Annotated in this window: 24 protein-coding genes and 2 pseudogenes; 20 read left to right on the top strand and 6 right to left on the bottom strand. The window is 61.4% G+C overall.

Going from position 1 to position 26,876, the window contains the following annotated elements:
• The coding region (locus B30_RS20725) for a cation-translocating P-type ATPase (protein WP_009574214.1) at nucleotides 1–1,109 on the bottom strand (1,109 nt) is incomplete at its 3' end.
• Nucleotides 1,110–1,244: 135 nt separating this feature from the next.
• Nucleotides 1,245–1,484 carry a helix-turn-helix domain-containing protein gene (locus B30_RS20720; protein ID WP_009574213.1) on the bottom strand — a complete coding sequence of 80 codons (240 nt, stop codon included), beginning with the start codon at nucleotides 1,482–1,484 and terminating at the stop codon, nucleotides 1,245–1,247.
• 254 nt (nucleotides 1,485–1,738) lie between these two features.
• On the opposite strand from B30_RS20720, the gene B30_RS20715 reads away from it, so the two are divergent.
• Nucleotides 1,739–2,566: a universal stress protein gene (locus B30_RS20715; RefSeq protein WP_009574212.1), complete on the top strand. Its 828-nt coding sequence runs from the start codon at nucleotides 1,739–1,741 to the stop codon at nucleotides 2,564–2,566.
• 211 nt (nucleotides 2,567–2,777) lie between these two features.
• Here the strand turns inward: B30_RS20715 and B30_RS20710 are convergent, their stop codons facing one another.
• Nucleotides 2,778–3,845 (bottom strand): hypothetical protein, encoded by a 1,068-nt coding sequence (locus B30_RS20710; RefSeq protein ID WP_009574211.1) that lies wholly within the window; start codon nucleotides 3,843–3,845, stop codon nucleotides 2,778–2,780.
• A 226-nt stretch (nucleotides 3,846–4,071) separates the two neighbouring features.
• Between B30_RS20710 and B30_RS20705 the strand changes: the two genes are divergently transcribed.
• The 9 genes from B30_RS20705 to B30_RS20670 all read left to right on the top strand — a co-directional run bounded on the left by B30_RS20705 (nucleotide 4,072) and on the right by B30_RS20670 (nucleotide 14,649).
• Nucleotides 4,072–4,953, top strand: coding sequence for a recombinase family protein (locus B30_RS20705; RefSeq protein WP_009574210.1), 882 nt, complete (start codon nucleotides 4,072–4,074; stop codon nucleotides 4,951–4,953).
• A gap of 366 nt (nucleotides 4,954–5,319) precedes the next feature.
• A complete protein-coding gene (repA, locus tag B30_RS20700) occupies nucleotides 5,320–6,519 on the top strand; it encodes a plasmid partitioning protein RepA (protein WP_009574209.1) in 1,200 nt (399 codons plus the stop codon).
• Nucleotides 6,519–7,487 (top strand): plasmid partitioning protein RepB, encoded by a 969-nt coding sequence (gene repB, locus B30_RS20695; protein ID WP_226562387.1) that lies wholly within the window; start codon nucleotides 6,519–6,521, stop codon nucleotides 7,485–7,487. The genes repA and repB overlap by 1 nt, the downstream gene beginning before the upstream one ends.
• A 240-nt stretch (nucleotides 7,488–7,727) precedes the next feature.
• A complete protein-coding gene (repC, locus tag B30_RS20690; protein WP_009574207.1) occupies nucleotides 7,728–8,783 on the top strand; it encodes a plasmid replication protein RepC in 1,056 nt (351 codons plus the stop codon).
• A 106-nt stretch (nucleotides 8,784–8,889) separates the two neighbouring features.
• A complete protein-coding gene (locus tag B30_RS20685) occupies nucleotides 8,890–11,058 on the top strand; it encodes a ParB/RepB/Spo0J family partition protein (protein WP_009574206.1) in 2,169 nt (722 codons plus the stop codon).
• Nucleotides 11,059–11,157: 99 nt separating this feature from the next.
• The gene (locus tag B30_RS20680; protein WP_009574205.1) at nucleotides 11,158–11,631 is read left to right on the top strand and encodes a hypothetical protein; all 474 of its coding nucleotides are present in this window, start codon (nucleotides 11,158–11,160) and stop codon (nucleotides 11,629–11,631) included.
• A gap of 387 nt (nucleotides 11,632–12,018) precedes the next feature.
• Entirely contained in the window at nucleotides 12,019–12,183 is a 165-nt protein-coding gene (locus B30_RS22440; protein ID WP_009574204.1) for a hypothetical protein, read from the top strand.
• Between the two features lie 102 nt (nucleotides 12,184–12,285).
• Nucleotides 12,286–13,491 (top strand): hypothetical protein, encoded by a 1,206-nt coding sequence (locus B30_RS20675; protein ID WP_009574203.1) that lies wholly within the window; start codon nucleotides 12,286–12,288, stop codon nucleotides 13,489–13,491.
• 753 nt (nucleotides 13,492–14,244) lie between these two features.
• Nucleotides 14,245–14,649, top strand: a complete 405-nt coding sequence (locus tag B30_RS20670) for a single-stranded DNA-binding protein (protein ID WP_008335991.1) — start codon at nucleotides 14,245–14,247, stop codon at nucleotides 14,647–14,649.
• A 103-nt stretch (nucleotides 14,650–14,752) separates the two neighbouring features.
• Here B30_RS20670 and B30_RS20665 read toward each other — a convergent pair whose 3' ends face one another.
• Entirely contained in the window at nucleotides 14,753–15,826 is a 1,074-nt protein-coding gene (locus tag B30_RS20665; RefSeq protein WP_143093134.1) for a hypothetical protein, read from the bottom strand.
• 236 nt (nucleotides 15,827–16,062) lie between these two features.
• Between B30_RS20665 and B30_RS20660 the strand changes: the two genes are divergently transcribed.
• The 8 genes from B30_RS20660 (at nucleotide 16,063) to B30_RS20625 (ending at nucleotide 20,764) form a co-directional block, all read left to right on the top strand.
• Nucleotides 16,063–17,262, top strand: coding sequence for a hypothetical protein (locus B30_RS20660; RefSeq protein WP_009574201.1), 1,200 nt, complete (start codon nucleotides 16,063–16,065; stop codon nucleotides 17,260–17,262).
• Between the two features lie 124 nt (nucleotides 17,263–17,386).
• On the top strand, nucleotides 17,387–17,827 hold the full coding sequence (locus tag B30_RS20655) for a JAB domain-containing protein (protein WP_009574200.1): 441 nt from the start codon (nucleotides 17,387–17,389) through the stop codon (nucleotides 17,825–17,827).
• A 110-nt stretch (nucleotides 17,828–17,937) separates the two neighbouring features.
• Complete coding sequence (locus tag B30_RS20650; protein WP_009574199.1) at nucleotides 17,938–18,456, top strand: hypothetical protein; 519 nt, start codon at nucleotides 17,938–17,940, stop codon at nucleotides 18,454–18,456.
• Nucleotides 18,457–18,553: 97 nt separating this feature from the next.
• Complete coding sequence (locus B30_RS20645) at nucleotides 18,554–19,045, top strand: DUF6878 family protein (protein WP_009574198.1); 492 nt, start codon at nucleotides 18,554–18,556, stop codon at nucleotides 19,043–19,045.
• 10 nt (nucleotides 19,046–19,055) lie between these two features.
• Entirely contained in the window at nucleotides 19,056–19,433 is a 378-nt protein-coding gene (locus B30_RS20640; RefSeq protein WP_009574197.1) for a DUF6915 family protein, read from the top strand.
• A gap of 1 nt (nucleotide 19,434) precedes the next feature.
• Nucleotides 19,435–19,632, top strand: coding sequence for a hypothetical protein (locus B30_RS20635; RefSeq protein ID WP_009574196.1), 198 nt, complete (start codon nucleotides 19,435–19,437; stop codon nucleotides 19,630–19,632).
• A 75-nt stretch (nucleotides 19,633–19,707) separates the two neighbouring features.
• On the top strand, nucleotides 19,708–20,127 hold the full coding sequence (locus B30_RS20630; protein ID WP_009574195.1) for a hypothetical protein: 420 nt from the start codon (nucleotides 19,708–19,710) through the stop codon (nucleotides 20,125–20,127).
• A complete protein-coding gene (locus B30_RS20625) occupies nucleotides 20,120–20,764 on the top strand; it encodes a hypothetical protein (RefSeq protein ID WP_009574194.1) in 645 nt (214 codons plus the stop codon). Before B30_RS20630 ends, B30_RS20625 begins: the two co-directional genes overlap by 8 nt.
• A 56-nt stretch (nucleotides 20,765–20,820) precedes the next feature.
• Here the strand turns inward: B30_RS20625 and B30_RS20620 are convergent, their stop codons facing one another.
• Together B30_RS20620 and B30_RS20615 are read right to left on the bottom strand one after the other, a co-directional pair.
• Nucleotides 20,821–21,435 (bottom strand): Abi family protein, encoded by a 615-nt coding sequence (locus B30_RS20620; RefSeq protein WP_226562389.1) that lies wholly within the window; start codon nucleotides 21,433–21,435, stop codon nucleotides 20,821–20,823.
• A gap of 361 nt (nucleotides 21,436–21,796) precedes the next feature.
• Nucleotides 21,797–22,082 (bottom strand): annotated as a pseudogene (locus B30_RS20615) (hypothetical protein).
• 176 nt (nucleotides 22,083–22,258) lie between these two features.
• Between B30_RS20615 and B30_RS20610 the strand changes: the two are divergent.
• Nucleotides 22,259–26,653, top strand: a complete 4,395-nt coding sequence (locus tag B30_RS20610; RefSeq protein ID WP_009574191.1) for a bifunctional class I SAM-dependent methyltransferase/DEAD/DEAH box helicase — start codon at nucleotides 22,259–22,261, stop codon at nucleotides 26,651–26,653.
• 3 nt (nucleotides 26,654–26,656) lie between these two features.
• Nucleotides 26,657–26,876, top strand: a pseudogene (locus B30_RS22615) (DNA primase); the annotation flags it as partial.

Raw genomic sequence — 26,876 nt, 5'->3', positions numbered from 1 at the left:
CGCCAACGCACCGCGCCCTCGGGCGCGTAGCCGTTGCCGCTCACGGAATATATGTGCTCGGCGGCGGCGAGCGAGGCCACCGTCATCTCGTTTCGGGTAAGCGTGCCGGTCTTGTCGGAGCAGATCACCGAGACCGAGCCCAGGGTCTCGATCGCCGGCAGCCGGCGGACGATGGCGTTGCGTCGCGCCATCGCCTGCACACCGACTGCGAGGGTGATGGTGAGCACCGCCGGCAGACCTTCCGGGATTGCCGCCACCGAAAGGCCGACCACGGCCATGAACAGCTCGGAGAACGCCATGTGGCCCACGAAATACCCGTAAGCGAGCAGCACGGCGGCCAGCATCAGGATGAACACTGTCAGCCAGCGGGCAAACCGGTCCATCTGCGCCACGAGCGGCGTCGTCAGCGTTTCGACCTCCGCCAGCATCCCGCTGATCCGCCCGATCTGCGTGTGTCCCCCCGTGGCGGTGACCACGCCACGCCCGGTGCCGGCGGCGACCAGCGTGCCGGAGAACAGCATCGGCGTCCGGTCGCCGAGATCGGCGTCTGCGTCGACCGGCCGGGTGCCCTTGTCGACGGGGACAGATTCGCCGGTGAGGATTGCCTCCTCGGCCTTTAGCCCGCGCGCCTCGATCAGTCGCAGGTCGGCCGGCACCCGGTCGCCCGCCTCTACGAGCACGATGTCGCCCGGCACGAGGTCGGCTGCGTCGACGCTGACGCGTTTGCCGTCGCGCAGCACGGCGGAGTGCGGCGCGAGCATGCCCCGGATCGCCGCCATCGCCTGTTCGGCGCGGCCCTCCTGGATGTAGCCGATCACCGCGTTGACGATGACCACCGCGAGGATCACCCCCGTGTCGATCCAATGCTGGAGCGCCGCTGTGACCACCGCCGCGCCAAGCAGCACGTAGATCAGGACGTTGTGGAAATGGGCGAGGAACCGCAGCACCGGACTGGGTTTCGGCGGTTCGGGCAGGCGGTTGGCGCCGTACTCCGACAGGCGGCGAGCGGCCTCCTCGGTCGAGAGGCCGGCGTGGGTCGTGTCGAGCGTGTCGAGCGCGTCGCCGGCATGTTGGGCGTGATACCGGGCGGCCATGTCTGGGTGGGTCATTTGCTCCTATTCCTTTCCGGCGCCGAGCGTGCCAAATCGCGGCTTGGATCCTTGGCGCGCGTCCGATCCCGACGCGCGTGATGGGGGCAGCCGAACGGACGCGCCACCGCGAAGCGCGCGTCTGTCCGCTCATAATCAGCCGCCGTGGTCTGGCGTGCTGTCCGCGGCGGCGGCGCCGTCTTCGAACGCCTCATCGCGCGCGCGGGTCTCGCGGCGCGTCAGGAAATCTTCGAGATCCCGGTCGGCGATTCGCCAACCTTTTCCGATGTCGATCGCGCGCAAGGCCCCGTCCTTGATCCAACCGCGCACCGTCGCCTCGCTGACCTCCAGGCGGTCGCCGATTTCTTTCACGGTCTGATACAGCTCACGTGGCATCGGATATGCCTGTTTGGTCTCGATAGATGCAGAATACCCACTTTTGGGCCGTTGAGTTTGATCTAGGTCAAATATCGCACGGTTTGGTCGTGTTTTAATGACGCCGTCATCGAGGGGCCCAGGACGAAGCCGGGGCGACGGCGCCACGTGGTCCCAGGACCGCAGATGCCCCTCTGCCCACGCCGTGCCGACACGGACAGGCAGCACTTCGGTGCGAGACACCACACTTCGCCGGACCGAAAGGAGCACAATTCATGCAGATCAAGTCCATCCTGATTGCCTCGGATCTTTCGGCGCGATCGGATCGCGCCCTACAACGCGGCTTCCTCCTTGCCGGCGAGTTGGGCGCGCGCGTGCGCGTCGTGTCGATCGTCGATGACAGCGTTCCGGAAAGCCTGACGACGGATCTTGCCGAGAAATATCGCATCCATCTGGAGGCGTCCGCACAGAGCCTGGCCGGGGAGGTCTCCTACGAGGTCCTGGTCGAGACCGGCGATCCGATCACGCGCTTGGTTGATTTGGTGAATTCCGCCGAGTTCGACCTCGTCGTCGCCGGCCGGCACCGTGACAGGGGCTTTCTCGATGGGCTCAGGCCGACGACTGTGGAGAGCTTGGTCGCCCGGTCTCTCACTCCAGTGCTGCTCGTCACCGACCCGGTCCATGGCAGCTATAATCGTGTGCTGGCGCCGGTCGCGTTCTCATCCGCGTGCCGACACGCGGTCAAGACTGCCCTCCACATTGCCCCCCAGGCGGCGTTCCGGCTCTTCCATCTATGGATGGCATCGTTCGAGGGCCTGACCGGCGGGCCATCGTCGGACTTCGCACGTGAAGTGCGGCGAGAAACCGCGGCTCAGGCAGCGGCTTGGACTGAAGGGTTTGCCACGTCCCTGCCCAAGGTCGATCTGGTGCATGGTGGGGTAGGATCTGGATGCCACCAAGAAATCCGAAGCTTTGCACCGGACCTGATCGCGGTCGGGGCCAATACCCGAAGCCTGTCCTTCACCGGTCTCGGCTCGTTCACGGCCGAACTCCTACGCACCCCGCCCACAGATCTTCTGATCGCGCGCGGGGCTGACACCTGAGGCGACGCCAGGTTCGCCGGGAGATGCCCCGCCGTCGCATCGGTGATGAACTGGCTTTGGTCTTGACGCTTTTTTGGCCGGTTCAGTGGAAGCGGAAATTGGCACTCCACACAGCCTCCGGCGCTCTGGGCTCTCTGCCGTCGCTCACCGCATTCAGAACTAATGGCGGCTTTCCCGCAGAACCGCGCTGGCGAATGGTTCGTCAAGGCCTCTAGATGGCGATCCGCCACATCCTGAAGCGTCCTTGTTGCGTCACTTCCCGGATCAGGCCTCTCTTTTCCATCCAGGCGAGGTTCCTTTGAAGCGCCGCGCGGCTTGCGCCTGTTAAGGCCCCTGCCATCGGGGCTGACACCAAAGGCCACTCTGTCAACGCCGAACGAAGAGCCGCCGGAGTTCGCCCCGAAAGCTGAGACATGGCGCCTTCCGCCCGAGCACTCCATTTCTCGGTATCGTCTAGATGACACATCGCCGTTAGAATTGCGCTGTTCATCCCATCTAACCAGCGTGCCAAGCGTTCGGTTGGCAAACCCGAGGCACGCAGCCCCCCTGCCCCGCCCATGGCGAGCGGTGCGAAGACGGCGCCGCTTCCATCGCTGGCCGCGATCCTGGACGCGGTGACGGCGGCTTCGATCTGGTCGCCGTACTGTCCGAGGCCTGCCAGACTCCAGAGGTGAAAACCCATGCAAGCCCTGGTGATCGGGTGGAGATCGGTTGCGGCTGTCATAACGTCCAGCCATCCACCCGCGCGATCCTCGAAACGCTCAGCGCTGCCTTCAATGTTCTCGGGATCGCGGCGATCCAGGAAGGCGGCCAAGTCAGCCTTCGGTCCGGGACCGCCTGTCAGGCGCCGAACAGCCCATCCAACTCTTGCCAGCGCATTTGGGTCATCCTGTGCACCTGACAGCCGCATCGATATCCAAAGCGCCAGACGATCAGAACTCACCCGATCCCCTGCGAACCAGCTAAGGTCCGCTGCCTCGATAAGAGCGAGGCGATGCCGCCAGCCTTCCGGGCCACGCAGCAGCCTGTCATCCAGAGCACCCAGGCGTCCAGCCACTCTTGCCAGTCGCGCAGCGTGAACGCCTTCTGCCTTCGCCCAGTCTTCGATGACGGCAGTGTCCGGCGGTTCTGCACGCGGCCCGGGAGGCAAATCATCTGGTTCTTCTTCGAATGGTCCCGGCAGAAACCAGAGATCCTCTTCGTGAGCCTCTTCATCCTCCTCGATGGTGATGAGGGGGTCATCGAAATCATCTGTCAAAGCGGCTCCTTGGGGTTTCATATGTGCAAAATACTCTTCTTTTGCACATTACCCAAGCGATTTTGTGGCGGTTGCCTTCGCTCTTTATATAGTGTGCGCGGGCGACTGCCGGTGGAACCTCTCAGATCGCGCTCAGTACAGGGAAACAAAGGGTTTCGGGACGAGCAAAACGAGAGAGCACCTACTTGCATTCGTTTAAAAACGGTCGTTTATTGGTGGTACATAAAATTGCAAACGGCCCAGTTTCATGCCGCTGATTGGCTATGCGCGCGTCTCCACCGAGGATCAGACCCCCCTGCCCCAGTCTGAGGCACTGCAGTCTGCGGGATGCGCCGAGATCTTTGAAGAGCACGCCTCGGGCGGCAATCGCGCGCGGCCCGTGCTTGCACGTGTGCTGGAGCGGATTGTCAAGGGCGACACGCTGGTCGTCGTGCGGATCGACCGGCTTGCGCGGTCTTTGTCGCACCTACTTGAGGTGATCGAAAGACTGGAAGGCAAGGGGGCGTTCTTCCGCTCGCTCCAGGACCCGATCGATACTGCCTCGCCCCAGGGCAAGTTCACGTTGCAGGTTCTGGGCGCTGCGGCTGAGTTCGAACGCGCTCTGATCCGCGAGCGTACCAAAGCCGGACTTGCCTCGGCACACTCAAAGGGCCGCGTAGGCGGCAACCCAGGTCTTCGCGCCAAGGACCCTGAAGCGCTGCGCAAGGTGCGGGTGGCTCGACAGGACGGCTACATGGAGCGCTTGAACGAGACAGCGCAGGATTGGGTGCCCCATGTGCGCCGCTTGCGCCCCGATATGGCTTGGGAAGACGTCCTCCGGATTATCAATGGCCCCCTGCCCCCAGATCGCCATTGGACCCAAAGCCGCCTGCTCCGCGCCGTGAAGGCATATGTGCGCGACGGCTTTCTGCCTGATGAAGTTCTTGGCCGCGCCGGACGACGCGAAACTGACGATCGCCTGCCTGCGATAGTCGCTGCGATCAAAGGTGCTGACCCCGAGATCACCTTGCAGGCAATCTGCGACCGACTGGAATCCATGCGTGAGCGCACCCCTCGCGGTCGTACCAGCTGGCAGCCTTCCTCAGTCAGAATGCTGCTGGAGCGGGCAGAGCGTCTCGGCCTTTTGTAGGCGCCAATGGTCGGCAAACCACTCTGTTCGCTCGGCCCAAATCTTCCAGAATCATCACCTCAATTGGACGAAAGCCACGTAAATATCCAACAAAGCCTTGGGGTTAGTTCGCGCGAGCAGAAAATATCTCGAAGGGTATCGGCTTCGCCAGAAACGGTCTTTATCGTTGTTAATCAATGCGTTATCTGTCGCAAGCCCCGCGCGACCAAATTGGTGCTGTGGATAACTTTTCCACTACATCTAGATTCTTCTTGCCGGACACAGATGTTCGTGGCATCTCCATTCTGACGGCAAAACGCGTCAGACGCGGCTTCGACCGTCAGAACGACAAAGAGCCTTAGCAAAGGCCATGAGAGGCGGCAGAACATGGATGATCGAAATACGGGCTACACGCAAGGTATAGGCTCTTCCGACATCGGAGCATTCGCAGACAGTCTTGCTGAGTCGCTTGACCGGCAGATGAAAGTTGCGTTCGAGCCAGAAGAACGCAAGTCCTTGCGCCGCTTCAGCTCGACCGAGGTCGCCGAGTTGCTGCGCGTTAGTACGTCGAACCTGCGCAACCGCCACAAAGATGGCAGCTTCCCAGAAGTTCACACTGACGGTCGCGGTCATAGGTTCTACACGGCCGAAGAAGTTGACGACCTCCGCAACATTTTGGCGCGGACAGGCAAAAATGCTGACGCGTACAGACCTGGCCGCCGAGACGGCGACCGTCTTCAGGTCATTTCGGTCGTGAATTTCAAAGGCGGTAGCTCGAAGACAACAGCGACGATCCATTTGGCACACAGGTATGCCCTGCGTGGCTACCGCGTGCTTGTGCTGGACCTCGACCCACAAGCCAGTTTGACGACATTTTTCGGCTACCGGCCTGAGCTCGAATTTGCCGAAGGCGGCACAATCTACGACGCATTGAGATACGATGATCAAGTTCCGCTCTCGGAGGTCATCCAGAAAACATACTTCCACAAGCTCGACATGGTCCCGGCTGGCTTGATGTTGTCCGAGTACGAAACCGAGACAGCGAATGCCCTTGCGCGTAGGGTTCAGCCGATTTTTGCAGAGCGTCTTGCTCTGGCGCTAGAGGAAGTCGACTCAGACTATGACATCGTGCTGATTGATTGCCCTCCGCAGTTGGGCTTCCTGACATTGACAGCATTGGCAGCGTCCACGGGCTTACTTGTGACGGTCGTCCCCGGCATGCTCGACATCGCTTCGATGAGCCAGTTCCTCAAACTCGCTTCGGAAACGGTCAAAGCCGTCGAAGAGGCGATTGGACGACATGTCACTTGGGACTTCGTAAAGTTCCTGATCACACGCTACGAGCCGTCGGACGGACCACAAACGCAAATGGCCGGGTACCTGCGTTCAATCCTTGCGGGCCAAGTCATGACTGAACCGATGCTGAAGTCGACAGCCATTTCTGACGCCGGCATGACTCAGCAAACCATCTATGAGGTAGACCCGAGCCAGCTCATTCGGAAGACCATTGATCGGGCTTTGACCAGCGTGAACAGCGTTGCCGATGAGCTGGAGCAGACAATCCAAATGGCATGGGGGCGTCGCTGATGGCTCGAAATATCTTCAACCAGCCACCGAAAGACGAGAAAGAGTCGGCAGCCTCCTCCCCTGCCCCGGTCAAATCCTCGAAGCTACCTGGCTCGGTTGGCGGATTGCGGGATTCTCTCCGGGAAATCACTGCCAACTCAATCCGAGATATCGAACCCGACCGGATCGATATGGATGGTCTCCGGGATCGCCTGATCCTGGAAGATAGTAGCATTGAAGATCTCGCCGAAAGCATTCGCAAGCATGGTCAGCAAGTGCCGATCATGGTTCGCCCCTCTGACCAACCGGATCGATACCGCATCATCTACGGGCGTCGTAGACTTGCAGCCATTCGAAGAGTTGGTGGAACCGTCAAAGCGATCGTTCGAACGCTCGATGATGATGCTTCTCTGATCGCGCAAGGTCAGGAAAACAACCTGCGGCTGGATCCGTCCTTCATTGAAAAATCTCTTTTTATCAAAGAGATGCAGGAGGCCGGTTACAAGCCTGGCGTCATTCAGGACGCCCTAGGCCTCACCCGGCAAGGTGTGTCGAACCATCGTGTAGTCATCGAGCAGCTGCCTGACGAACTTGTCCGGCTTATCGGCCCGGCTCATGGCGTAGGTCGACGCCAATGGGGTGATCTTGCTGCACTTTCAGAGAAGGTTCCGCTTGTCGACATTGCGCTTGAGACACTTGCCTCTCTGCCTGACACCACTCCAAGCACGGACAAGTTTCAAGCCGTCTATGTTGCTTGCTCCAGCAAGGCGCGTGGCGCAGCCAACCAAAGCGCCCGTGGCCAAACGACCGTGGTAAAGGACAATAGTGGTAGCCCTGTCGGCACACTTTCAGTCGATGGCAAGTCGATCGCTATCAAGATCACCCGCAAGGACAACCCGGAATTCGGCCAATGGCTCGAAGAGCGCGCGGAAACCACGCTGCGACAGCTTTTTGAACAATGGCAGAATGAGAGAGGCTCGGGGAGCTGATCCCCGGTCATAACCAAAAACACGAGCAGAGGAGAAAGGCGAAGACCGAAAAGAAAAGAGCCCCCCAAGGTTTCCCCCGGAGAGCCCTCATCATCTGATTTGCACCTGTGATGTAGCAATCTCCGACATGCCGGTCAAGAGTCACCGATTCGGTGGACGTCTTTTTGTTGCCTTTTCTCGCCAAAAACAGCGAGAAGAGCCGGGGAAGTTGTGGGCCGCAACGGTCGTCGTTCAACAAACATGGCATTCACAAAGCTTTCCGTTCAGACCTTTGGCGTCGGCAAGGGCACCCCCCCCACGACCACACCTGAAACCGACATCTGGGCAGTCTTCCGCGCGCTCAGAGATAGTCGCTGCCTGTTCGGTCTCCGTCCAGGACATGTTCAAACGCTCCAAGCGATGCTGAGCTTTCTCAAGCCTGGGCATGGCGACACAGTCTTCGCTTCCAACGACGAGATCTGCCGTCGAGTTGGCGGGATCGATGAACGAACCCTCCGTAGGCACATCGATCGCTTTGTTGAACTCGGTTTTATGAAGCGCCACGACAGCCCAAATCGCAAAAGATACCGAGTGAAGTCGTCCGAAGGTCAGTCCATTAGCTATGGCTTGTCGCTGGCTCCGTTGCTCGCGCGTGCCGGCGAACTACTTGCAACAGCCCAAGCGATGGAAAACGCTCGTCGGGATCGCGTGTTTTTGCGAAAGCAAATCCTAACCAAACTTGCGCAGATCGACGAAGCTGACCCCGAGAACGAACTCACTCATCAGGTACGCCGAGTTCTTCGGAGGAAGCTCTCGATCACGGAGTATCGTGCTTTGCTCGGCGAACTGGAAGCTCAATGCAAACAGATGTCCACCGCGGTGGACGCACCAGAAACAATGAAACTGCCCGCCAATGACGGGCAAACTGTCCGCCACCATTCTAAGTCTAAAAAAGAACAAAAAGATTTAGAAAGCGGGACCGACAGCGAAACACTTCCCCTGCAAACACTCACAACCGTTTGTGATCAAGCTACATCGTTCGCGACGAACTCACTTAGAAACTGGCACGATGTCGAAAGCCACGCCAGAACGCTCGCTCCAATGATGGGAATCCACGAAAGCACCTTCGAAAAGGCTGCTAGAAAGATAGGCTCTCAAAAAGCATCGTGCGCCATCTTCATAATTCTCCAGATGAGCAACCGCATCCGAGACTTCGGAGCGTATTTCCACAGCATCACGCTCGGTCGCAGAGAAACTGACTTCAACCCATCAGTGTTGTTGGAGAGGCTTTCTCGTTCTGGGGCAGCTACTGCGTGATGTCCACCGCGGTGGACATGTTGAGAGGTAGAGATGGGCTGTGAAAGGGTTGACGGGAAGTGAGATCGGGAGAGTGGCTTCCGGCGCCCGTCGTGGAGAATATCTGATGGCGAAATCTACCCAGAAAGTCACCCTGTCCCCGTCCCGGGATATCCCCTTCGACAAACTCGTTCTGAGCCAGTCCAACGTCCGGCGCATCAAGGCTGGCATCTCGGTTGAGGAACTGGCCGAAGACATCGCCCGCCGCGGGTTGCTGCAGAGCCTGAGCGTTCGGCCCGTTCTGGCGGATGATGGATCCGAGACCGGCAAGTTCGAAATCCCCGCTGGTGGTCGGCGCTTCCAGGCCCTGTCTATCCTCGTGAAGCAGAAGCGTCTGGCCAAGACGACGCCCATTCCCTGCATCGTACGGGATGCCACTTCCGCGATCCTCGCCGAAGACGACTCGCTCGCTGAGAACATGCAGCGCGCAGCCCTGCATCCGCTCGATCAGTTCCGCGCCTTCGTTGCTTTGCGGGAGAAGGGTCAAGGCGATGAAGAGATCGCGGCCGCTTTCTTCGTCACGCCGCAGGTGGTCAAACAGCGCCTGAAACTCGCCGCCGTGGCCCCTGCCCTGCTCGAGCTCTATGCCGAGGACGAGATGACGCTGGAGCAGCTGATGGCCTTTACGGTCAATCCGGATCACGAGCGCCAAGTTCAGGTCTGGGAGGCAATTCGTTCGTCCTGGAATAAAGAGCCCTATCAGATCCGGCGCATGTTGACAGAAACCTCGGTGCGGGCCTCTGACCGTCGTGCTGTCTTTGTCGGCGTCGAGGCGTACGAGACGGCTGGTGGCACCATGTTGCATGACCTCTTTCAGGGCGATGACGGCGGCTGGCTGGAAAACCCTGCCCTGCTCGATCGTCTGGTCAGCGAGAAGCTTCAGGCTGAAGCCGAAGCGATTGCGACCGAAGGTTGGAAATGGATCGAGGTCTCGCTCGACCTGCCCTATGGCTATAGCCACGGTTTGCGGCGGCTGAGCGGAGACCCGGCGCCGATGACAGATGACGAAGGCGCGGCCCATGCCAAGCTGCTTGCCGAGTACCGGGCGCTCGAGGAGGAATACGAGGGCCAGGATGAATTCCCCGAAGAGATCGACGCGCGTCTTGGCGAGTTGGAAGTCGCGATGGAGAAACTCGATGCCCGGCCGCTGATTTTCGACGCGGAGGAGATCGCACGGGCAGGGGCGTTTGTGACGCTTGACCGCTATGGCGAGCTTGCAGTTTATCGGGGCTTCGTGCGGCCTGAGGATGAGCCTCGGGAAGACGCCAATGTCCACAGCGGTGAACTGGCGGCAGACGGGCAGCGCGCTGAGCTTTCAGCGCCGAACAGCGTAGATGGTATCGGCAATGGCACGGTGATCACTGCTGCCGGTCAAGCCCTCGGCGCGAACGTGCCCGAAGACGAGGACGACGGTGCCTTGAAGCCCTTGCCTGAGCGGCTGGTCATGGAGCTGACGGCGCACCGGACATTGGCACTGCGCGAAGCTGTCGGTCGCTCCCCTGACGTCGCGTTGACGCTTCTGCTCCTGAGGCTCGTCAATGATACCTTCCGGACGTCCAGTTCGGTCGGCAGCTGCCTCGAGGTCTCGGTACGTCACGTCTACATGTCCGCGCAGGCGAGCGATCTGAAAGACAGCGTGGTGGCCAAGCTGGTGGACGATCGCCACGCGGAGTGGGAGGCCGAGTTGCCGCTCGGCGACGATGCCGCGCTCTGGGACTTCCTGACCTCCCTTGATCAAGGGAGCCGGCTGTCGCTGCTCGCGCATTGCCTCAGCTTCGGGATCAACGCGCTCCACGAGAAGGTGAACCCCTATGGTGCCGGTATCACCGCCAGCGGTTTGACCAAGCGGATGACTCAGTCCGACTTGGTTGCACAGGCGGTCGAACTCGACATGGTCGAGGCAGGTTGGGAGCCGACTGCCGATACCTACCTGAACCGCGTGCCCAAGGCCCGGATCCTCGAGGCCGTGCGCGAGGCGAAAGGGGAAGGCACTGCCCAACTCCTCGATCACCTGAAGAAGGGCGAGATGGCGACTGAAGCCGAGCGTCTGCTGAAAGACAGCGGCTGGTTGCCGGAGGTTCTTCGCCGTCACGATCCGGCGGTACTGGACGGTGCAGAAGGGCAGGGGGCGTCTGAACCCGTTTCCGACATCGACCAGACCGAGGATGTCGACCTTCCCGCCTTCCTCACCGCTGACCTGCCGGGTGATGATGCGTCGATGATGGCTGCGGAGTGATCTGAGTCATCCGAGGGCGGGAAAACCCGCCCTCAATCTCATAAATCTCAACAATATCAACTAGATGAATGAAAAATCACGCATTCAGGATGAGGAATCATGTCTGCAACGACCATTCTCGACACCGCGCCCCTGGGGGCGCTCATTCGCTACACCGACAACAGTCCGAAACCGCCCGCGCGGTTCACAAAGAAGCTCGCGGCCTGGGAGCGCTCGAACGGCGTCGGCCGTCTTGTCAAGAAGGAGCCACCGCGACCCTATCCGACCTGGACTGCGCCGGCGTCGTTCACGCTGCACGAGGGGAATTTCTCTTCGGACGGGGTCATTCTCGTGACGATCATGCGAACGCATTCGGCTGACAGCGCCTTGACCTTCGAGGTCGCTGAGGAACCACAGCCCGGGCAGGTTCGCGTCCTTTTGGATTTCGGCGGTTGCACGGAGCTGCTCCACCTGGCCGAGTCTGTCACGGCTGCCGAGCTCTGGATCGCCAAAGAAGGCTATCGCAATGCGCGGCTGGAGATTGTCGGCGAAGAAGGCGCTGCTAGGGCAGGGGGCGCGGAGCTTGCCGCCTGAGCCTACGTAGAACCCAAGGGGCCCGCCAAAGCGCGGGCCTCTCACCCATCACGACCCTGTCCCGCGAGATCGCGGGGCACCATAGGTTCCAATCCAACACGGAACTAGATCTGGTACCAAATGTCTGCCGGGAGGCTGGCAGCGATGACATCAGTGGAACATACGGCTCCAGTCAGCGGTCGCACCATCCCCCGCTCGCCATTCCCTTCCTTGCCCCGAATCCTGTCTTCGAGATCAACCCGCGAGGGGGCGGACTACGGGCGAACCCGTGCCGCCGGGTGGATTCGGACGAGCCGAACGCACCCGGTGATGTCAGCCAGTCTTCGGGCCTGCGAGGTCCTGTCGCGCGGGGGATGGTCCCCCGCCTCCAAGACAGGAGCCAAACAGATGTCCCGCAAAGATGCTCACGCCTTCGCCGCCTCCCTCGCCGCCACGCTCATGGTTTCGATCGTCGTCTTCCAGGCCGGGGATGGAACCTATGGCGCTGTCCCCGCCGATGAGATCGACGGCGACGAGGTCGTGATCGTCTCGGAATACGATCCTTTCGGGTGAGGCTTCGGCCTCACGTTTCAGACGGCTCGGGTTCGGAGCAAGGCTCCGATCCGGGCCTTTCGCCTGTCCACCGTTCCGGCTGACCGGCAAAATGAGCCGACGATGGTCGGCATGCCTTTGCATAAAAACGAGCTCGAGCGTCAGCCAATCTGGCTTTGCCCAGACATCAGCGGTCAATTGCAGTGCCATGAAGACCGCTTGAATATCGTCAGGGTTCGTCGGAAACTGCGTCGTATTTGGTTCAGGTCACGTCGCATGCTCTACAAATCATTGATTTCCTTATACGGTTCATCGCTTGCGGGTAGATCGGCTCCTGCTGACGACCTTGTTTGGCACTTTGCGCCGTCCGAAGATCTGAGGCGCTTTCGCGAGTATGCGCTCGATGCCCTGCAGCAAGCGAAAGTGTACCTGCTCGACCATATGGCTGCAGCCTATGCCGATACGCTTCATGACGCAGTCGCCAAGCAGGCTTCGGAAACCGGTCTTCCCGCAATGGCCATTCTGGGTGAGGTAAAGCTCCCTGCCGACGTTGTTTGGGTCGAATTCGACGATCGAGAGCTGGGTGTCGCGCGCTTTGAACGGGCTTCACCTGTAACGAGACATGACGACAAACCCGTAGGCACTGGTCTACGCGGCTATCTCATCGATGATCGTAACAAGGGCCACTTGCGCATCACGATGTTCCATCGCCGCGAGAATTCGCGGGTCGTCGATCCAATCTGCGCTTTGCTCGTGAAGCGAATTCCGACAGGCGAGTTGAACTACGACAACGTCGAAGTCGAGTTGAGCCGTTCCATGGTCGAATTCCGTGTGCGGAGCGGTGATACGATGGAAATGATCAACGGTCGGCGCACGGTGCACCAAGTTGAAACAGGCTACGACCTGTTCATCCCTTACGCGCTCTTTGCGATGCTGGTTTCCCCGGACTTGGGTGGCATCATTCCCACGGAAAACGAGACGTTCACAGCCAAGGATGCCAAGACCGCTCGAAAATTCGGGAAGTCCTGGATTCTAGGTGCGCAGAAATCCCATCTTACAATCCGCATTGGTCCGCAGGCCGCGGCTCACATGCAGGAGCGGCAGGCTCGCCTTGAGTTCGAGCGTCAGGTCCAGGACGGGCGAAGCGGCCCTGTTCGCCATTGGGTGAGCGAACATGAGCGGCGCTATCGCAGCGGTAAAGTTGTGTTGGTGAAGGGGCACCACAGAGGGCAATTGCCTGCGCCTAATCTGCCAACGCGTGTGATGGGGCCGAAACCCGAGGCAACGATTTTCGAGTTGGACGCAGTTGATCGGTCCGACCCAGACTGAACCCGGAGTTTGCCGCGCGGTCATGTCGTCAGCCGTCAATCTATCGCCGCCACATCGACGAACCCCCGTAGTTTTCGGCCGTGACCTGACCAGGTCGGCGCCAAGAGCTCAGGGAGCCGGAAATCCAACAATGTTGGCGCAAAGCGGTATCCGCTCTCCCCGATCAGCTCGGCCAGGAAGTGGCCCATACCATGGCGATGGCTTCCGCCTTCGCGCAACCTTTCGCCATCTGCCAATCCAAGACCGTGAAGAATGCCCCGGCGACTTCCTTCTGCATTTTCTGTCCGCGTTAAGCGACAACGTCCCGAGATCCCACTCAGCTAGTGGGTGCGGTCCGTGTCCTGAATATTCCGGTATCGATAGCCTGTCGCGGCAAGGCCCTGCATTTCCCAGCGGGGAAGGGCAGGGGGGCGAGAGCCGGTGATGGACACTTGCGCCGCTGGTGGGGAGTTGGGCTTTGGGTCAAACAGTCCCGATTGGCAAGGGGACATGGTCTAGCAAGGGCTCCCCGCATCTCTCTGTCTTCTGGGCCATCCCTTCGACTGACAATCCCCTAATCCCGTTCGGGCTCTCGCGCGCAACCCCGCGTCAGTCCGGGCCGTGTTGGCCGCCTTTGGCGTCCTGCCCGCTCCACCCCGGTCCTTTGGGGGTTTCCGGTGTCCATGCTGTCCACCGTGCACGCGTCACCCGACGGGCTTTTTCAGGGTCTTGTCGAAGGGACGGTCCCGAAGACAGGACACACAGGAGCTTATCATGCAGAACATCGTCATCCTCGCCGGCAACATCGGTCAGACCCCCGAAGTCCGCACCACCCAGAGCGGCACCAAGATCACCAACTTCAGCCTCGCCACCTCGCGCCCCCGCCTCTCGGAAGGCCGTGTGATGCGCGACGAGAACGGCTACCGGGTCATGGACACCGAATGGCACCGCATCACCTGCTTCAACGGTCTCGGCAAGACGGTCGCTGAGCATTGCGAAAAGGGCATGAAGGTCCTCGTCCACGGCCGCATCCACTACACCAAGTGGATCGACAGCATGGGGAACGACCGCTACGGCTGCGAGATCATTGCCGAGAAGGTCGACTTCCTGAGCCGCCCGAAGTCGGCCGAGAACGAAAACCCCGAACTGGTCGACCGCGACGATGAGATCCCGTTCTGAGGAACGGGGTCTCCCCCCCTCAGGCCCGGCGGGGAAACCCGCCGGGTTCGCTGCACTGCTACAATGTAGCTTCGAGCCCACTTTGGCCGATGATGCAATGCAGCTATCTGCCGAGCAGTGCACGCATTAACGGGTTCGTCATGGCAATGTCGGGCATGCTTTCCGGTCGGTATGGAATATTGAATTTGATCAGGTCGTCGGACTCGCGCGACGCTTCGACACCAATGCTCTCAGCCATGTCCTCTAAGATATCGCCGATTGCCTCGAAGGCATCCAAATTCTTCCATCTCCCAAACTCGTTCCAAAGCGCCTCCTGCATTTCAATCAAGCGTTCGTAGAACGGAGAAAACCACCCAAACTCAGCCTCATCGGTGAGAGCAGGCGGATGCGTTTCTGGGGTTTCCTGCGCTGCTGCAGCACCCACAAAGTAAGATGAATACTTCAGCAGATCGCCGAGCTTCCCATATACTTCCCCTACAATCTGCCCAACATCCCCGTGGGTCCGATATGCCTTAATCAGCTCACAGCATTGGCCCCTGGTATCGCCCAACACCTTGACCAAGGTTTCGAGGTAACCCTCTACGGGATCATCTCCAATGGAGCCGGCGATGCGGCATACAGCATACTCATCCCACGTTGCCAGAATAACCTGCCAGCGCATGTTATCTAGGATATTGCTGTGTGTTTTCTGAAGAAGAAACCCGGGGAACGACTTGTCAAATGCTGCTGTCACCTCCACATGCGCGCATTCGTGTGCAATTAGGTGAAGTGATTGCCAAAAGTATTCGGTTTCCTCCCCAGGTCCTTCTAGGATGCTGAGCGCGTAGTTCGCGTTAAGTACTAGATGCGTTTTGATCACACCGTCGCGAATTACCGTGGGCGCCATTGCAACACCGATGGCGACACCTTTGGTGGCGGTGAGTGTGTAGGTTGTCTCATATCCACGATCAAGATCAGCCAGTGCTTCGTCGTAGTCGAAGGCGACCGTCACGCCATCCAGGTTAGTTAGGTCGATGGATTGACTGATGACGCTGAGAACGGAATGCAACTTGTACATCGCCTCCTTGGCGTAGTCCTCGTCTGGAAACATTCTGGCGGAAAACTGAAGGTCGCTCGGAATCGTAATGCCTTGTGGCAGTTCGTCGGTCTTGCCCTCTTCATCCTGCAACTTGCTCACCTTTCACCCCCTAAGTCTGAGATTCCCACGCACATCTAGAGATGGACACATACTGCGCTGGAACAACCGAATCTGGGTAGGAAATTCGGCGATTGCGCAATCGCAGCGAGCGCCCGCTTCGTCCCGCATTGCCGCCGCTCGTGCCTCTTTTGAAGAGTGAGAGAAAGGCTGATTGCTTTCGCGACAGGTTAAAGGCTGGGAGAGTGGCTCCCGGCGCCTGTCGCGGAGGAATGCCGATGGGCGTTGTGGAAGTTCTGGATCCGGTACAGCCGACGCGGGCTGGTGGCTGGAAGGTGGATGTGAGCCGGGGTGAGCGGAACGGGCGGGTGTCGTCCGAATGGTTCAACCGGCCCGATGACGAGCGGTATCTGTCGCTCGACGATCTCTGGGCGAGCGTGAAGGGTCGCTCCGAGCGCAGCCGCAGCCGCGTGGTGCAGACAGCGGACATCCGCGTCGAGGCCGCGCGCGACAGCGCCGAGCGATTGCATCTGGTCCTGCCGAAGGCGCATGAGCCGGTCGTGCCTACCCATTGGGCGTTTGGCCAGCTTGCCAGCATTGTCGGCGCTCCGGCCTCCTACCTGCGGCAGCTGCCCGCGCCGCTGGCGGGGATCAACCTGCAGTACGGTCTGACAAACCACCGTGCCGAGCAGGTTAAGACCTTCGAGACTGAGGATGGCCGCACGGAACTGCGCGCCGTCACCGGTCCCGACTACGGCCGCATCCACGACTTCGAGCTTGTCGAGGCGGTGCAGCGCATCGCGGGCAATGGCACGAGCGATACGCGCTGGAAGGTGCCGGGTGTGCTGGATTGGTCGACCGGGGTCTACAACCCCGATGTCGAGATCAGCCGCGACACGACCACGCTCTACGCCTCGGACCGCGACGTCTTCCTGTTCCTCGTCGACGATCGCAATCCGATCGAGGCGGGCAAGCTGGCGGACGGCTCTCCCGACCTCTACTTTCGGGGGTTTTACTGCTGGAACTCCGAGGTTGGGGCGAAGACCCTCGGTATGGCGAGCTTTTACCTTCGGGCGGTGTGCCAGAACCGCAACCTTTGGGGCGTCGAGGATTTCCAGGAGATCAAAATCCGCCACTCGAAATACGCGGCCTCGCGCTTCGCCCATGAGGCGGCCCCGGCGCTGACGCGGTTTGCCAACTCCTCGCCGCAGGGGTTCGTGAATGGGATCAGGGCGGCACGGCAGCAAGTCGTGGCGCGCAGCGACGAGGACCGCGCGGATTTCCTGCGCAAGCGCGGCTTCTCGAAGGCCGAATCCGGCAAGATCATCGAGAAGGTGCTGATGGAGGAAGGCCGACCGCCGGAAAGCATCTTCGACTTCGTGCAGGGCATCACGCGGCTCGCGCGAGACAAGACCCAGCAGGATGCCCGCCTTGATATGGAAGGGCGCGCCAAGAAGCTCCTCGACCGGGTCGGCTGACGCGAAGCCCGGCACAGCGACCGCCTGCATCCGCGGCGGTCGCGTTTTCCTCTTCCACATGCACGCCACCGGCCCCGCCCCGAGAGGGAAGGGGCGTCGAGGTGGGTAACTCAGCGAGACCCCCATGACCCCCCAGGAAGAAACCGTCATCCTCGAGGCCCGAGACATCCTCGGCCGCTATCTCAGCCGAAACCCCGTCATCGACAGCTGGCAGGCGCTTCTTGACTATTGCGCGCTGACGGTGCGCGGGCCGATCGAGCGGTTCCACGTTCTCTATCTCGACCGCAAGAACTGCATCATCGCCGATGAGCTCTTGTCGATCGGCACGGTCGACCATGTCCCGGTCTATCCGCGCGAGGTGATCAAACGGGCTCTGATGCTGAACGCCAGCGCCCTGATCCTGATCCACAACCACCCGTCGGGAGATCCAACGCCGTCGGAGGCCGATCTCAGCATGACCAAGGAGATCCAGAAGGGTTGTCGCTATCTCGGCCTCACGCTGCACGACCACATCATCGTCGGCGCCGGGACGGAACTGAGCCTGCGGGCCCTGGGCAAGCTCTGACGCGCCTTTCGTACCCGCCGCCGTCGCCCCTTCGAGGAAGAGGGCGGCGGTTCGGTCTTTGACGGTTTGAAGCGGTGAGAGAGGCTTTCCGCACCGTCGGAGATATGCCCATGTTCGACCTTCCTTGCCAAACTCAGCCGGAAACGCAGAACACAAGTTTGCCGCCGAGCCTCCTGACCGATTTTAAAGATCAAGACTTGCCGTTTGCGCTCACGACGACTTGCCATACGCCCGGGGCTCTCATGTCCGGGCAGGCACACCCCATGGTACTGGAGCGGTTTGCCACGCTGGCCGAGGCCATGCAGGGGGCAATCGTTCACGCCGAAGATATCACACCTGAAGACGCTCCGCGCATCCTGGCAATCCTCGATCGGGAGGGCCGTCTCGTTCTGGCCGGAGCTACCTGTGATGGCGGGGTCGCATGGTGCCACCCGGTCTCGGATGCCGCCGAAGCCCGCGCCGTCGTGTCCGAGGCAAGCCAGACCCGCGCGCAGGCCATGCGGGCGGCCGAATGGCATGAACATGGCCTCGCGCGACGGCTGCGGCACCACGCCGACGTTCTCGATGCCCGTCTTGTCGATCCGCTCTGGCGTGTCTTCGCGTCTCGCGCCCTGCAGATCGCGGCGTGACGCCCGAGAGTCAGAGAAGGGCTGGGGAGGATGTGAGCCTAGGAGGACGAGAGAGAGCCTCGGGGTTCAGATCCATTCCCTCATTTCGGAGTTTCCAATGTCCAAGATCGAACCCACTCTGGCCGCGCCGATGGCGCCGTCCAGGATTGATTTCGCCGCCGTGCTGGCTCGGCAGTCCGAGCGTGACGCGCGGATCGCAGCTTTGCGTCCGGCCAACAAGGAGCGCCTCTTCGATGGCCTGACTGCCGCGGGCATCACCCATGTGACCGTGAGCTTTGACGGCTATGGCGATAGCGGCCAGGTTGAAAGCATCGAAGCCTACGCTGGCGACGCCGAAGTCACTTTCCCCAAGACCCAGATCGCCTATGCCGCATTGACCTGGGACGACCCCGAAGTCGAGATGCGGGCGCTTTCGCTCGAAGATGTCGTGGAGCAACTGGCGTACGACTTGCTGTCTGACACTCACGGCGGTTGGGAAAACAACGACGGGGCCTACGGCGAATTCTGCTTCGACGCGCGCGCTCGCTCCATTCACCTCGAGTTCAACGAGCGCTTCACCTCGTCCGAACTCTACACGCACGATTTCTGAGGGGGCGGCGATGGCACATCCCTACCACCACGCCCTGTCCTCGGTGAAGAAATGGGGCGGCACGGTCGAGGATTTCCTCGCCGTGCATTCCTGGTTCGACCAGAGCAAGGAGATCACAGCCGATTTTCGGCACCGGGCGCTGCGCCACCATGCCGAGGGCATCTTCATGGCCGAGACCATCTTTGGTCAGACCCTCACGCTCTCGACTGGGCGCATCATCCCTACCCGGTGGGTCGGCGAGCAGCATGTTAAGGAGGACCTCGGCTTCATCCCGAGCTTCGCCGATTGGGTGAAGGCCATTCGGCCTGAGCCTTGGATGGGTCGAACCGAACGGATCGAGGCACAGGTCGATCCGTATCTCGCTTCGCCCGTAGTCGAGGTCATGTGACATGACCGATCCCACTTATCGACGTCTTGGCTTGCCGCCGGCCGCTTCGCGACTGGCAGTGGTTCGCGCGGCGGTCCGGGCGCTACACCCCGACACGCGCGCTGTTTGCAGTCTCCGGCTGGCGCGCAAGCGCTTCTACCGGCAGATGCTCTGCGCTCATGCCGCACGACAGGCGGCGGGCGACACGTCGACCGGCTGATCGTTCCCAACTACCCCTTCATCCCAATCGATCGCCCGGCCTCCTGGCCGGGTCTTCCCCATTAAGGAGGTCCCCATGGCGGATTACTTCACCCATTTCTCATGCCTGATCGACGTCGGCAGCCCCGACAAGGCCGCCCGCGCGCTCGCACTGTTTCAGGAACTTCGCGCTGCGGATCAGGACGCTGACGACCCAGATGTCGCTGGCTTCGATCTCGTGCACCAGGATGCCCCCGAGGGCAGCAGCCTCTGGATCCATGACGACGAACACGGCGATGTCGAAGCCGTCATCCGCTTCGTCTTGCGGCTCGCCGAAGACCTCGACCTCACCGGCCTTTGGGGGTTCCAGTATGCTCTGACCTGCTCCCGGCCGCGGCTCGACGCCTTTGGCGGCGGTGCGCATGCCATCGATCTCGGCGCTCGTAAATCCATCGGCTGGTCCAGCACGCAAGAATGGTTGGTCGCGGCGCTGAACGGGGAGGACGCCGATGCCTGAGATCATCTGCGCCACTGTCTACCAGTTCCCCGAGCTCTCGGATGCGGCCAAAGAGAAGGCCCGATGCTGGTATCGCGACCTCGGGCCCCACGACGACTGGTGGGACGCGGTCTATGAAGATTTCGAGCGGGTCTGCGAAATCCTCGGCATCAGCCTGAAGACCACGCCCGTCCGCCTGATGGGCGGCGGGACGCGCCAAAAGCCATGCATCTGGTTCTCCGGGTTCTGGAGTCAGGGCGACGGGGCCTGTTTCGAAGGATACTGGTCCCACGCCAAGGGCGCGGCCGCGCGCATTCGGGACTACGCGCCCACGGACGCGACGTTGCACGGCATCGCCGACCGGCTGCAGGCCATCCAGCGGCGAAACTTCTACCAGCTCGCCGCCGAGGCCAGCCACCGTGGTCGCTACTACCATGAATGCACCATGTCGGTGGACATCACGCGGGACAGCGCGACCTGGCAGCCGCCGACTGAGGACGTGGAACAAGTCGTGACCGAGGCGCTGCGTGATCTGGCCCGCTGGCTCTACCGCCAGCTTGAAGCCGAATACGACCACCTCACCTCGGACCAGGCCATCGAGGAGGGTATCATCGTCAACGCGTATACGTTCACGGAAGGAGGGCGGCGGTTCGGGTGAGCTGATCTCGTTCCACGCTGACAAGCGGGGGCTAGTCTGTTGTCAGTCGGCAATGCTCACGGCTTCTGCCGCACGACCGTCATGACCCGGGAATATTGTTTGATCCAGATGGCCTTATCTGGGCTCAACCATTTGATCAGTTCCATGATCTGACTATACTCAGCGGTGATATTTCGATGAAGAATTGGTTCATGATGAAAGACGCGGTTGCGAAATTCACGGACATCGTCACAGCGCTTGTATAGTTGTGCATAGGAAACAGGCCCCGGCAGGTGAGGGAAGTCTCCATGCAGATTTGCCCAGAAGACGGGTTCGTGCCTTGGCAGCAGCATTTTCACCCAGAATCCAAAATTAAGCTCTGCGGTCATTCGCCCTGAGGTAACCGCGCCCGTTGTGACGAGCTTGTCGCGTGCTGTTTTTACTATGCGCTTGCCGTGGCTCTTGATCTGCAAGAGAAAGGCAGGGTCATCCCACCATTGCGGACCATAGAGCGCGATGAGGCGAACGACGATTATGTTCCTTAGACTGACCTCGGCTGCGCTCAGTACAGGGAAGAAAGCCTCACTGAGCTGAATGTTCCAGCCATAGAGGGCGAGAGCGCGATCTGGATTGTGACCAGCAGCAACGAGGTACTTCGTGAGGCGTTCTTGAGAAATTATATTTGTTACCAAGTACTTAATGCTCCGATCGACTGTTCGCACGACTTTCACACTGCGCTTGACAGTCGTGCGAAGATACCCATATATGAGAGCAATCGAAGGCAAAGTCAGGCCTTCAAACCCTTAGAAGCCCGCGACAGCCGTTACAGGTCCTCGCGGGTTTTCGCTTTTTATACATCTACTTACGGAAATCCAAGAAGATTTGGCGAGGCAAACTCTCAGCCCAATATGGTGCGGTGGCGCTTGGTCATCCCACTATTCTGCTTCTAGTCGACCTTCACCAGGAATAGCTTTTCCAAGCTCAGAGTTATGACGTGTGAAGATACCGCAGGCCTGTGACCCCGTTCGTCGGGGGGCGAGCGCCCCGTTCCTGTCACTTGTTCCCGTCGATCCACTTCGACATGAGCCCCTTGTCGCGGAAGCATTCGTCCGGTACGGCGCGCCTTTTGATCCGGGCGAGTTTCTCAGCGAAGGCCACCTGCTTGGACGTGGGCAGCTGGTCCATGTCCGATACCGGCTTCAGCTGGGCCTGAGCCTCGATCCAAGCGCTCAAAGAGCTGAACCTCCCAGGGCAGGAGCGTCCGGTTGCGCAGGGCGAGCGACCGCGCATAGGCAATCTGCTTGGGCGTTACGGGCAGGACGTGCTTGGTGCTTTCCATGGTGAAACCCCCTTTCTGGCTTGGCTCCAAAATAGAACATAACAAGAACAACATCAAGCTAAGCGTCGGGAACACTTTGGTGCGAGAGGGAGAGAGGGGCCGGGAAAGATCAGGTCCGAGGCTGCCCGAGAGAGGGTGTCCGGGCCTGATCCTGTCCTTCATTCCGGAGTTTCCCGATGACCCATCTTGCCCCCGTTGCGCAGGCGTCCTTGCCTGCGCCTATTGTCCCGTTGGCAGCAAATCCTGCCCCTGCGATCGTTGCTGTTGCCGAAGCGCTGCAGCCCGATCTGGCGCAAGGGCATCAGATCGACGCGCTGCGCCTGCGCCGCGAGATGGAACATGCCTTTGGCGGCTCCGATGCCGATGGTGCCTGGGACTGGAAGCTCGCCTATGAAGCGGGCGAGGTGGCGCTGATCCTCTTTCTGCGAAAGTTCGGCCGGGCGCTGCTTGCGCGTGCCGGCTCGCCTGCAGCGCTCTTGCCGATCCTCGCCAAGGTGGCAGGCCTCTTGCCCACGCACACCCGGCGGTCGGAAGAGATGGAGCGCTTTCAGCAATTCTCGACGCCGCTGCCCATGGGGCTCGCGGCTGTGGCGGCAGCACAGATCACGCCCCGTGATCTTGTCCTAGAGCCGTCTGCCGGGACCGGGCTCCTGGCGATCCTCGCCGAGATCGCCGGCGGCACTCTGGCTCTGAACGAGTTGGCGGACACCCGCGCCGACCTTCTCCGCTTGCTGTTCCCGGGCCGACCAGTCACGGGGTTTGATGCCGCGCAGATCGACGATCATCTCGATGCCTGCTCAAGCCCGAGCGTCATTCTGATGAACCCGCCCTTCTCGGCCCAAGCCAATGTCGATGGTCGGTCGACCGAGGCGACGGCCCGACATCTGCGCTCGGCCCTTGCGCGCTTAGTTCCCGGCGGACGGCTCGTCGCCATCACCGGAGCCGGTTTCGCGCCGGATGCGCCTGCCTGGGCCGAGACCTTCGGCCGTCTGACCGAGACCGCCCATCTCGTCTTCACCGGCGCGGTGTCGGGCGCGGCTTTCGCCAAGCACGGCACCAGCTTCGAGACGCGGATTTCTGTCTTTGACAAATGCCGCGGCGGTGAGCCGGGCGGCATCACCGCAGACCTGCGCCAACCCACATCCTCGGACGTGGCACATCTGATGTCCCGGGTCACTGCCGAGGTTCCGCCGCGCCTCGAACTGGATCCAGCTCCTGCTGCGGGGCAGGGCCATTCTTCCCCCTTTCCGGGAAATTCTCACCTCACCACCCGCAAACCCGTCCGCCGACCGCACGCGACCTCTGCAGCCAATCCGGCGAAGCCTGAAACCCAGACTGAGGCCGAGGACCTAAACTACGCACTCCGCGACGCCGCCGAGGACGAAGACGCCGCACGGCTGTCCGATGCGATCTACGAGACCTTCCGTCTGCAGGCTATCGACATCCCAGACGCCGCATCGCACCCGACCAAGCTTGTGCAATCGGCGGCCATGGCCTCTGTCGCACCTCCGAAACCGTGCTACCGCCCCAAGCTGCCCCCGGCCGTCCTGCGCGACGGCCTGCTGTCCGACGCGCAGCTCGAGACCGTCATCTACGCGGGCGAGGCGCATGGCGCGCATCTCACTGGGTCTTGGACCGTCGATGAGACCGGAGACGTGGTCTCCGCTGCACCGGACGATGCCGCTGACGCCGTCCGCTTCCGCCGCGGCTTCTTCCTCGGCGATGGCACCGGGGCGGGAAAGGGCCGTCAGTCGGCCGGGATTCTGCTCGACAACTGGGCCCGAGGAAGACGCAAGGCGCTCTGGATCTCGAAGAGCGACAAGCTTCTGGAGGATGCGCAGCGCGACTGGTCGGCGCTTGGCCAGGAGCGGCTTCTGGTGACGCCGCTGTCGCGTTTCGCACAAGGGCGCGACATCCCTCTGACCGAGGGCATTCTCTTCACCACCTATGCGACGCTGCGCTCGGAAGAACGGGGGGCCAAGAAATCCCGCGTTGAACAGATCGTCGACTGGCTCGGGACGGATTTTGACGGGGTGATCATCTTCGACGAAAGCCATGCCATGGCCAATGCCGCCGGGGGCAAAGGCGAGCGGGGCGATACCATGGCATCGCAGCAGGGCAGGGCGGGTCTGCGCCTGCAGCACAAACTTCCGAATGCCCGCGTGGTCTATGTCTCGGCCACGGGCGCGACGACGGTCCACAACCTTGCCTATGCTCAGCGTCTCGGGCTCTGGGGCGGGGAGGATTTCCCCTTTCAGACCCGGTCGGAATTCGTGGAAGCCATTGAGGCTGGCGGGGTCGCGGCGATGGAGGTTCTGGCCCGCGACCTCCGGGCGCTCGGCCTCTACACAGCGCGGTCGCTTTCCTATGACGGTGTCGAATACGAGATGCTGGAACATGCTCTTAGCTCCGAGCAGCGCGGCATTTACGATGCCTATGCCGGGGCCTTCGCCATCATTCACAACAACCTGACCGCGGCGTTGGAGGCGGCGAACATTTCTGGCGCGGCCGACGGGCCGAGCGGGTCGGGCACGCTGAACCGCCAGGCGAAATCCGCTGCGCGGTCAGCCTTCGAGTCAGCCAAGCAGCGCTTCTTCGGCCATTTGCTCACCTCGATGAAGACCCCCATGCTTATCGCATCCATCGATGCAGATATGGCTGCGGGTCACGCGGCGGTCATCCAGATCGTCTCGACGGGTGAGGCACTGATGGAACGCCGCCTGTCGGAGATTCCGACCGAGGAGTGGAACGACATCCGGGTCGACATCACGCCCAGGGAATACGTTCTGGACTACCTCGCCCATTCCTTCCCGGTGCAGCTCTACGAGCCTTTCACCGACAGCGAGGGTAACCTCTCGTCGCGCCCCGTCACGCGCGACGGCCAACCGGTGGAGTGCCGCGAAGCCGTCCGCCGTCGTGACGCGCTGATCGAGAAACTGGCTTCGCTTCCGCCGGTGCCGGGTGCACTCGACCAGATCGTCCAGCGCTTCGGCACGGATCTCGTGGCCGAAGTCACGGGGCGCTCGCGGCGCATCGTGCGGAAGGGCGAAGGGCATTCGGCACGGCTCGTGGTGGAGAACCGGGCTGGAGCCGCGAACCTCGCGGAAACCCAAGCCTTCATGGATGACGAAAAGCGTATCCTGATCTTCTCGGATGCCGGCGGCACCGGGCGCAGCTATCACGCCGATCTCGCGGCGAAGAACCAGCGCCTGCGGGTCCACTACCTCCTGGAGCCCGGCTGGAAGGCAGACGCGGCGATTCAGGGCCTCGGGCGCACCAACCGCACCAATCAGGCGCAGCCGCCGCTCTTTCGGCCGGTCGCCACCGATGTGAAGGCGGAAAAGCGGTTCCTGTCGACCATTGCGCGACGTCTCGACACGCTTGGCGCTATAACGCGCGGCCAGCGCCAGACCGGCGGGCAAGGGCTGTTCCGGCCCGAAGACAACCTCGAGTCGCCCTACGCCCGCGACGCCCTGCGCCAGCTTTACCGCCGCATCTATCGCGGCGATCTGGCCGGATGTTCGCTCGGGGCTTTCGAGGATGCGACCGGGCTCAGCCTGACCGATGAAAACGGGCTGAAGGATGACCTGCCGCCGATCACGACCTTCCTCAATCGCCTGCTGGCGCTGACGATCGACATGCAGGCCGTGCTGTTCGCGGGTTTCGAAGAACTCCTCGATCAGCGAATTGAGGGCGCCATCGCCGCCGGGGTCTATGATCTCGGGCTCGAGACACTCCGTGCCGAGAGCTTCCGGGTGACCGACGTACAGGTCATCTACACCCATCCGGGCTCCGGCGCGGAAACCCAGCTGCTGACCATCGCGGAAAAGCGCCGCAACACGCCTACCGCGCTCGCGGATGCGCTGGACTGGCTCGATGACCCGAAGGCACGCTTGCTGGTCAACAGCCGCTCGGGTCGGGCTGCAGTGCAGGTGCCCGCCACCAGCCTGATGCTCGATGATGGCACCATCGAGCCGCGCCTGCGCCTGATCCGCCCGCTTGATGCCAGCACGGTCCCGGCCAAGGTCATGGAGGACACCCACTGGCTCGAGGCCGACCGCGCGGCCTTCACTGCGGCGTGGACTGCGGAACTGGCCGAGGTGCCGGAGTTTTCGGTCTCCACACTGCACATCGTGGCAGGTCTGCTGCTGCCGATCTGGAAGCAGCTCCCCCAGGATGAAACCCGCGTCTACCGCCTGCAGACCGATGACGGTCAGCGCATCATCGGTCGACGAGTCTCGCCTGCCTGGGTCGCGACCACGCTGGCCGCCGATGCGCCCAAGCTCTCGGCCGCGCAGGTCCATGCCCTCGTTCTGGAGGGAAAGACTGTGGTGCGCTTGGCCGAAGGGATGGAGTTGCACCGCTCCCGTGTCATGGGCGTGAACCGGATCGAACTCTCGGGCTTCTCGGAGGCCGCCAAGGATCGGCTCAAGGCCGATGGCTTCTTCTCGGAGATCATCAGCTGGAAGCTTCGGCTGTTTTGCCCGACCGACGCCGATGGCATCGAGATACTGGATCGTCTGCTTGCACGTTGTCCTGTCGCAAGGCTACATGATCGCGGAGGTTGTTGACCCATGTATTCCGAGACCGAAGACCTCGTGCGCGATCTGGCAGAAAATGCCGAAGGCGTCTGTCGTGCCTACCTTCCCGCCGGACGGCGGGAAGGATCCTACTGGATCGTCGGCGATCTGCAGAACAACCCCGGCCGGTCGCTCTTCGTGCGGTTGACGGGCCCTGCGTCGGGACCAGGGGCAGCGGGCAAGTTTACGGAACATGTTGCGGCGCGGGTTATGT

It is taken from the genome of Celeribacter baekdonensis B30, from assembly GCF_000299875.1.
Classification (GTDB): domain Bacteria; phylum Pseudomonadota; class Alphaproteobacteria; order Rhodobacterales; family Rhodobacteraceae; genus Celeribacter; species Celeribacter baekdonensis_A.
This window is presented reverse-complemented; position numbering and strand designations above follow the sequence as displayed.

Bases quoted from the DNA above. Each gene is read 5' to 3' on its own strand.
- B30_RS20720 (WP_009574213.1), bottom strand. From the start codon at position 1,484: ATGCCACGTGAGCTGTATCAGACCGTGAAAGAAATCGGCGACCGCCTG.
- B30_RS20715 (WP_009574212.1), top strand. From the start codon at position 1,739: ATGCAGATCAAGTCCATCCTGATTGCCTCGGATCTTTCGGCGCGATCG.
- B30_RS20710 (WP_009574211.1), bottom strand. From the start codon at position 3,845: ATGAAACCCCAAGGAGCCGCTTTGACAGATGATTTCGATGACCCCCTC.
- B30_RS20705 (WP_009574210.1), top strand. From the start codon at position 4,072: ATGCCGCTGATTGGCTATGCGCGCGTCTCCACCGAGGATCAGACCCCC.
- repA (WP_009574209.1), top strand. From the start codon at position 5,320: ATGGATGATCGAAATACGGGCTACACGCAAGGTATAGGCTCTTCCGAC.
- repB (WP_226562387.1), top strand. From the start codon at position 6,519: ATGGCTCGAAATATCTTCAACCAGCCACCGAAAGACGAGAAAGAGTCG.
- repC (WP_009574207.1), top strand. From the start codon at position 7,728: ATGGCATTCACAAAGCTTTCCGTTCAGACCTTTGGCGTCGGCAAGGGC.
- B30_RS20685 (WP_009574206.1), top strand. From the start codon at position 8,890: ATGGCGAAATCTACCCAGAAAGTCACCCTGTCCCCGTCCCGGGATATC.
- B30_RS20680 (WP_009574205.1), top strand. From the start codon at position 11,158: ATGTCTGCAACGACCATTCTCGACACCGCGCCCCTGGGGGCGCTCATT.
- B30_RS22440 (WP_009574204.1), top strand. From the start codon at position 12,019: ATGTCCCGCAAAGATGCTCACGCCTTCGCCGCCTCCCTCGCCGCCACG.
- B30_RS20675 (WP_009574203.1), top strand. From the start codon at position 12,286: ATGGTCGGCATGCCTTTGCATAAAAACGAGCTCGAGCGTCAGCCAATC.
- B30_RS20670 (WP_008335991.1), top strand. From the start codon at position 14,245: ATGCAGAACATCGTCATCCTCGCCGGCAACATCGGTCAGACCCCCGAA.
- B30_RS20660 (WP_009574201.1), top strand. From the start codon at position 16,063: ATGGGCGTTGTGGAAGTTCTGGATCCGGTACAGCCGACGCGGGCTGGT.
- B30_RS20655 (WP_009574200.1), top strand. From the start codon at position 17,387: ATGACCCCCCAGGAAGAAACCGTCATCCTCGAGGCCCGAGACATCCTC.
- B30_RS20650 (WP_009574199.1), top strand. From the start codon at position 17,938: ATGTTCGACCTTCCTTGCCAAACTCAGCCGGAAACGCAGAACACAAGT.
- B30_RS20645 (WP_009574198.1), top strand. From the start codon at position 18,554: ATGTCCAAGATCGAACCCACTCTGGCCGCGCCGATGGCGCCGTCCAGG.
- B30_RS20640 (WP_009574197.1), top strand. From the start codon at position 19,056: ATGGCACATCCCTACCACCACGCCCTGTCCTCGGTGAAGAAATGGGGC.
- B30_RS20635 (WP_009574196.1), top strand. From the start codon at position 19,435: ATGACCGATCCCACTTATCGACGTCTTGGCTTGCCGCCGGCCGCTTCG.
- B30_RS20630 (WP_009574195.1), top strand. From the start codon at position 19,708: ATGGCGGATTACTTCACCCATTTCTCATGCCTGATCGACGTCGGCAGC.
- B30_RS20625 (WP_009574194.1), top strand. From the start codon at position 20,120: ATGCCTGAGATCATCTGCGCCACTGTCTACCAGTTCCCCGAGCTCTCG.
- B30_RS20610 (WP_009574191.1), top strand. From the start codon at position 22,259: ATGACCCATCTTGCCCCCGTTGCGCAGGCGTCCTTGCCTGCGCCTATT.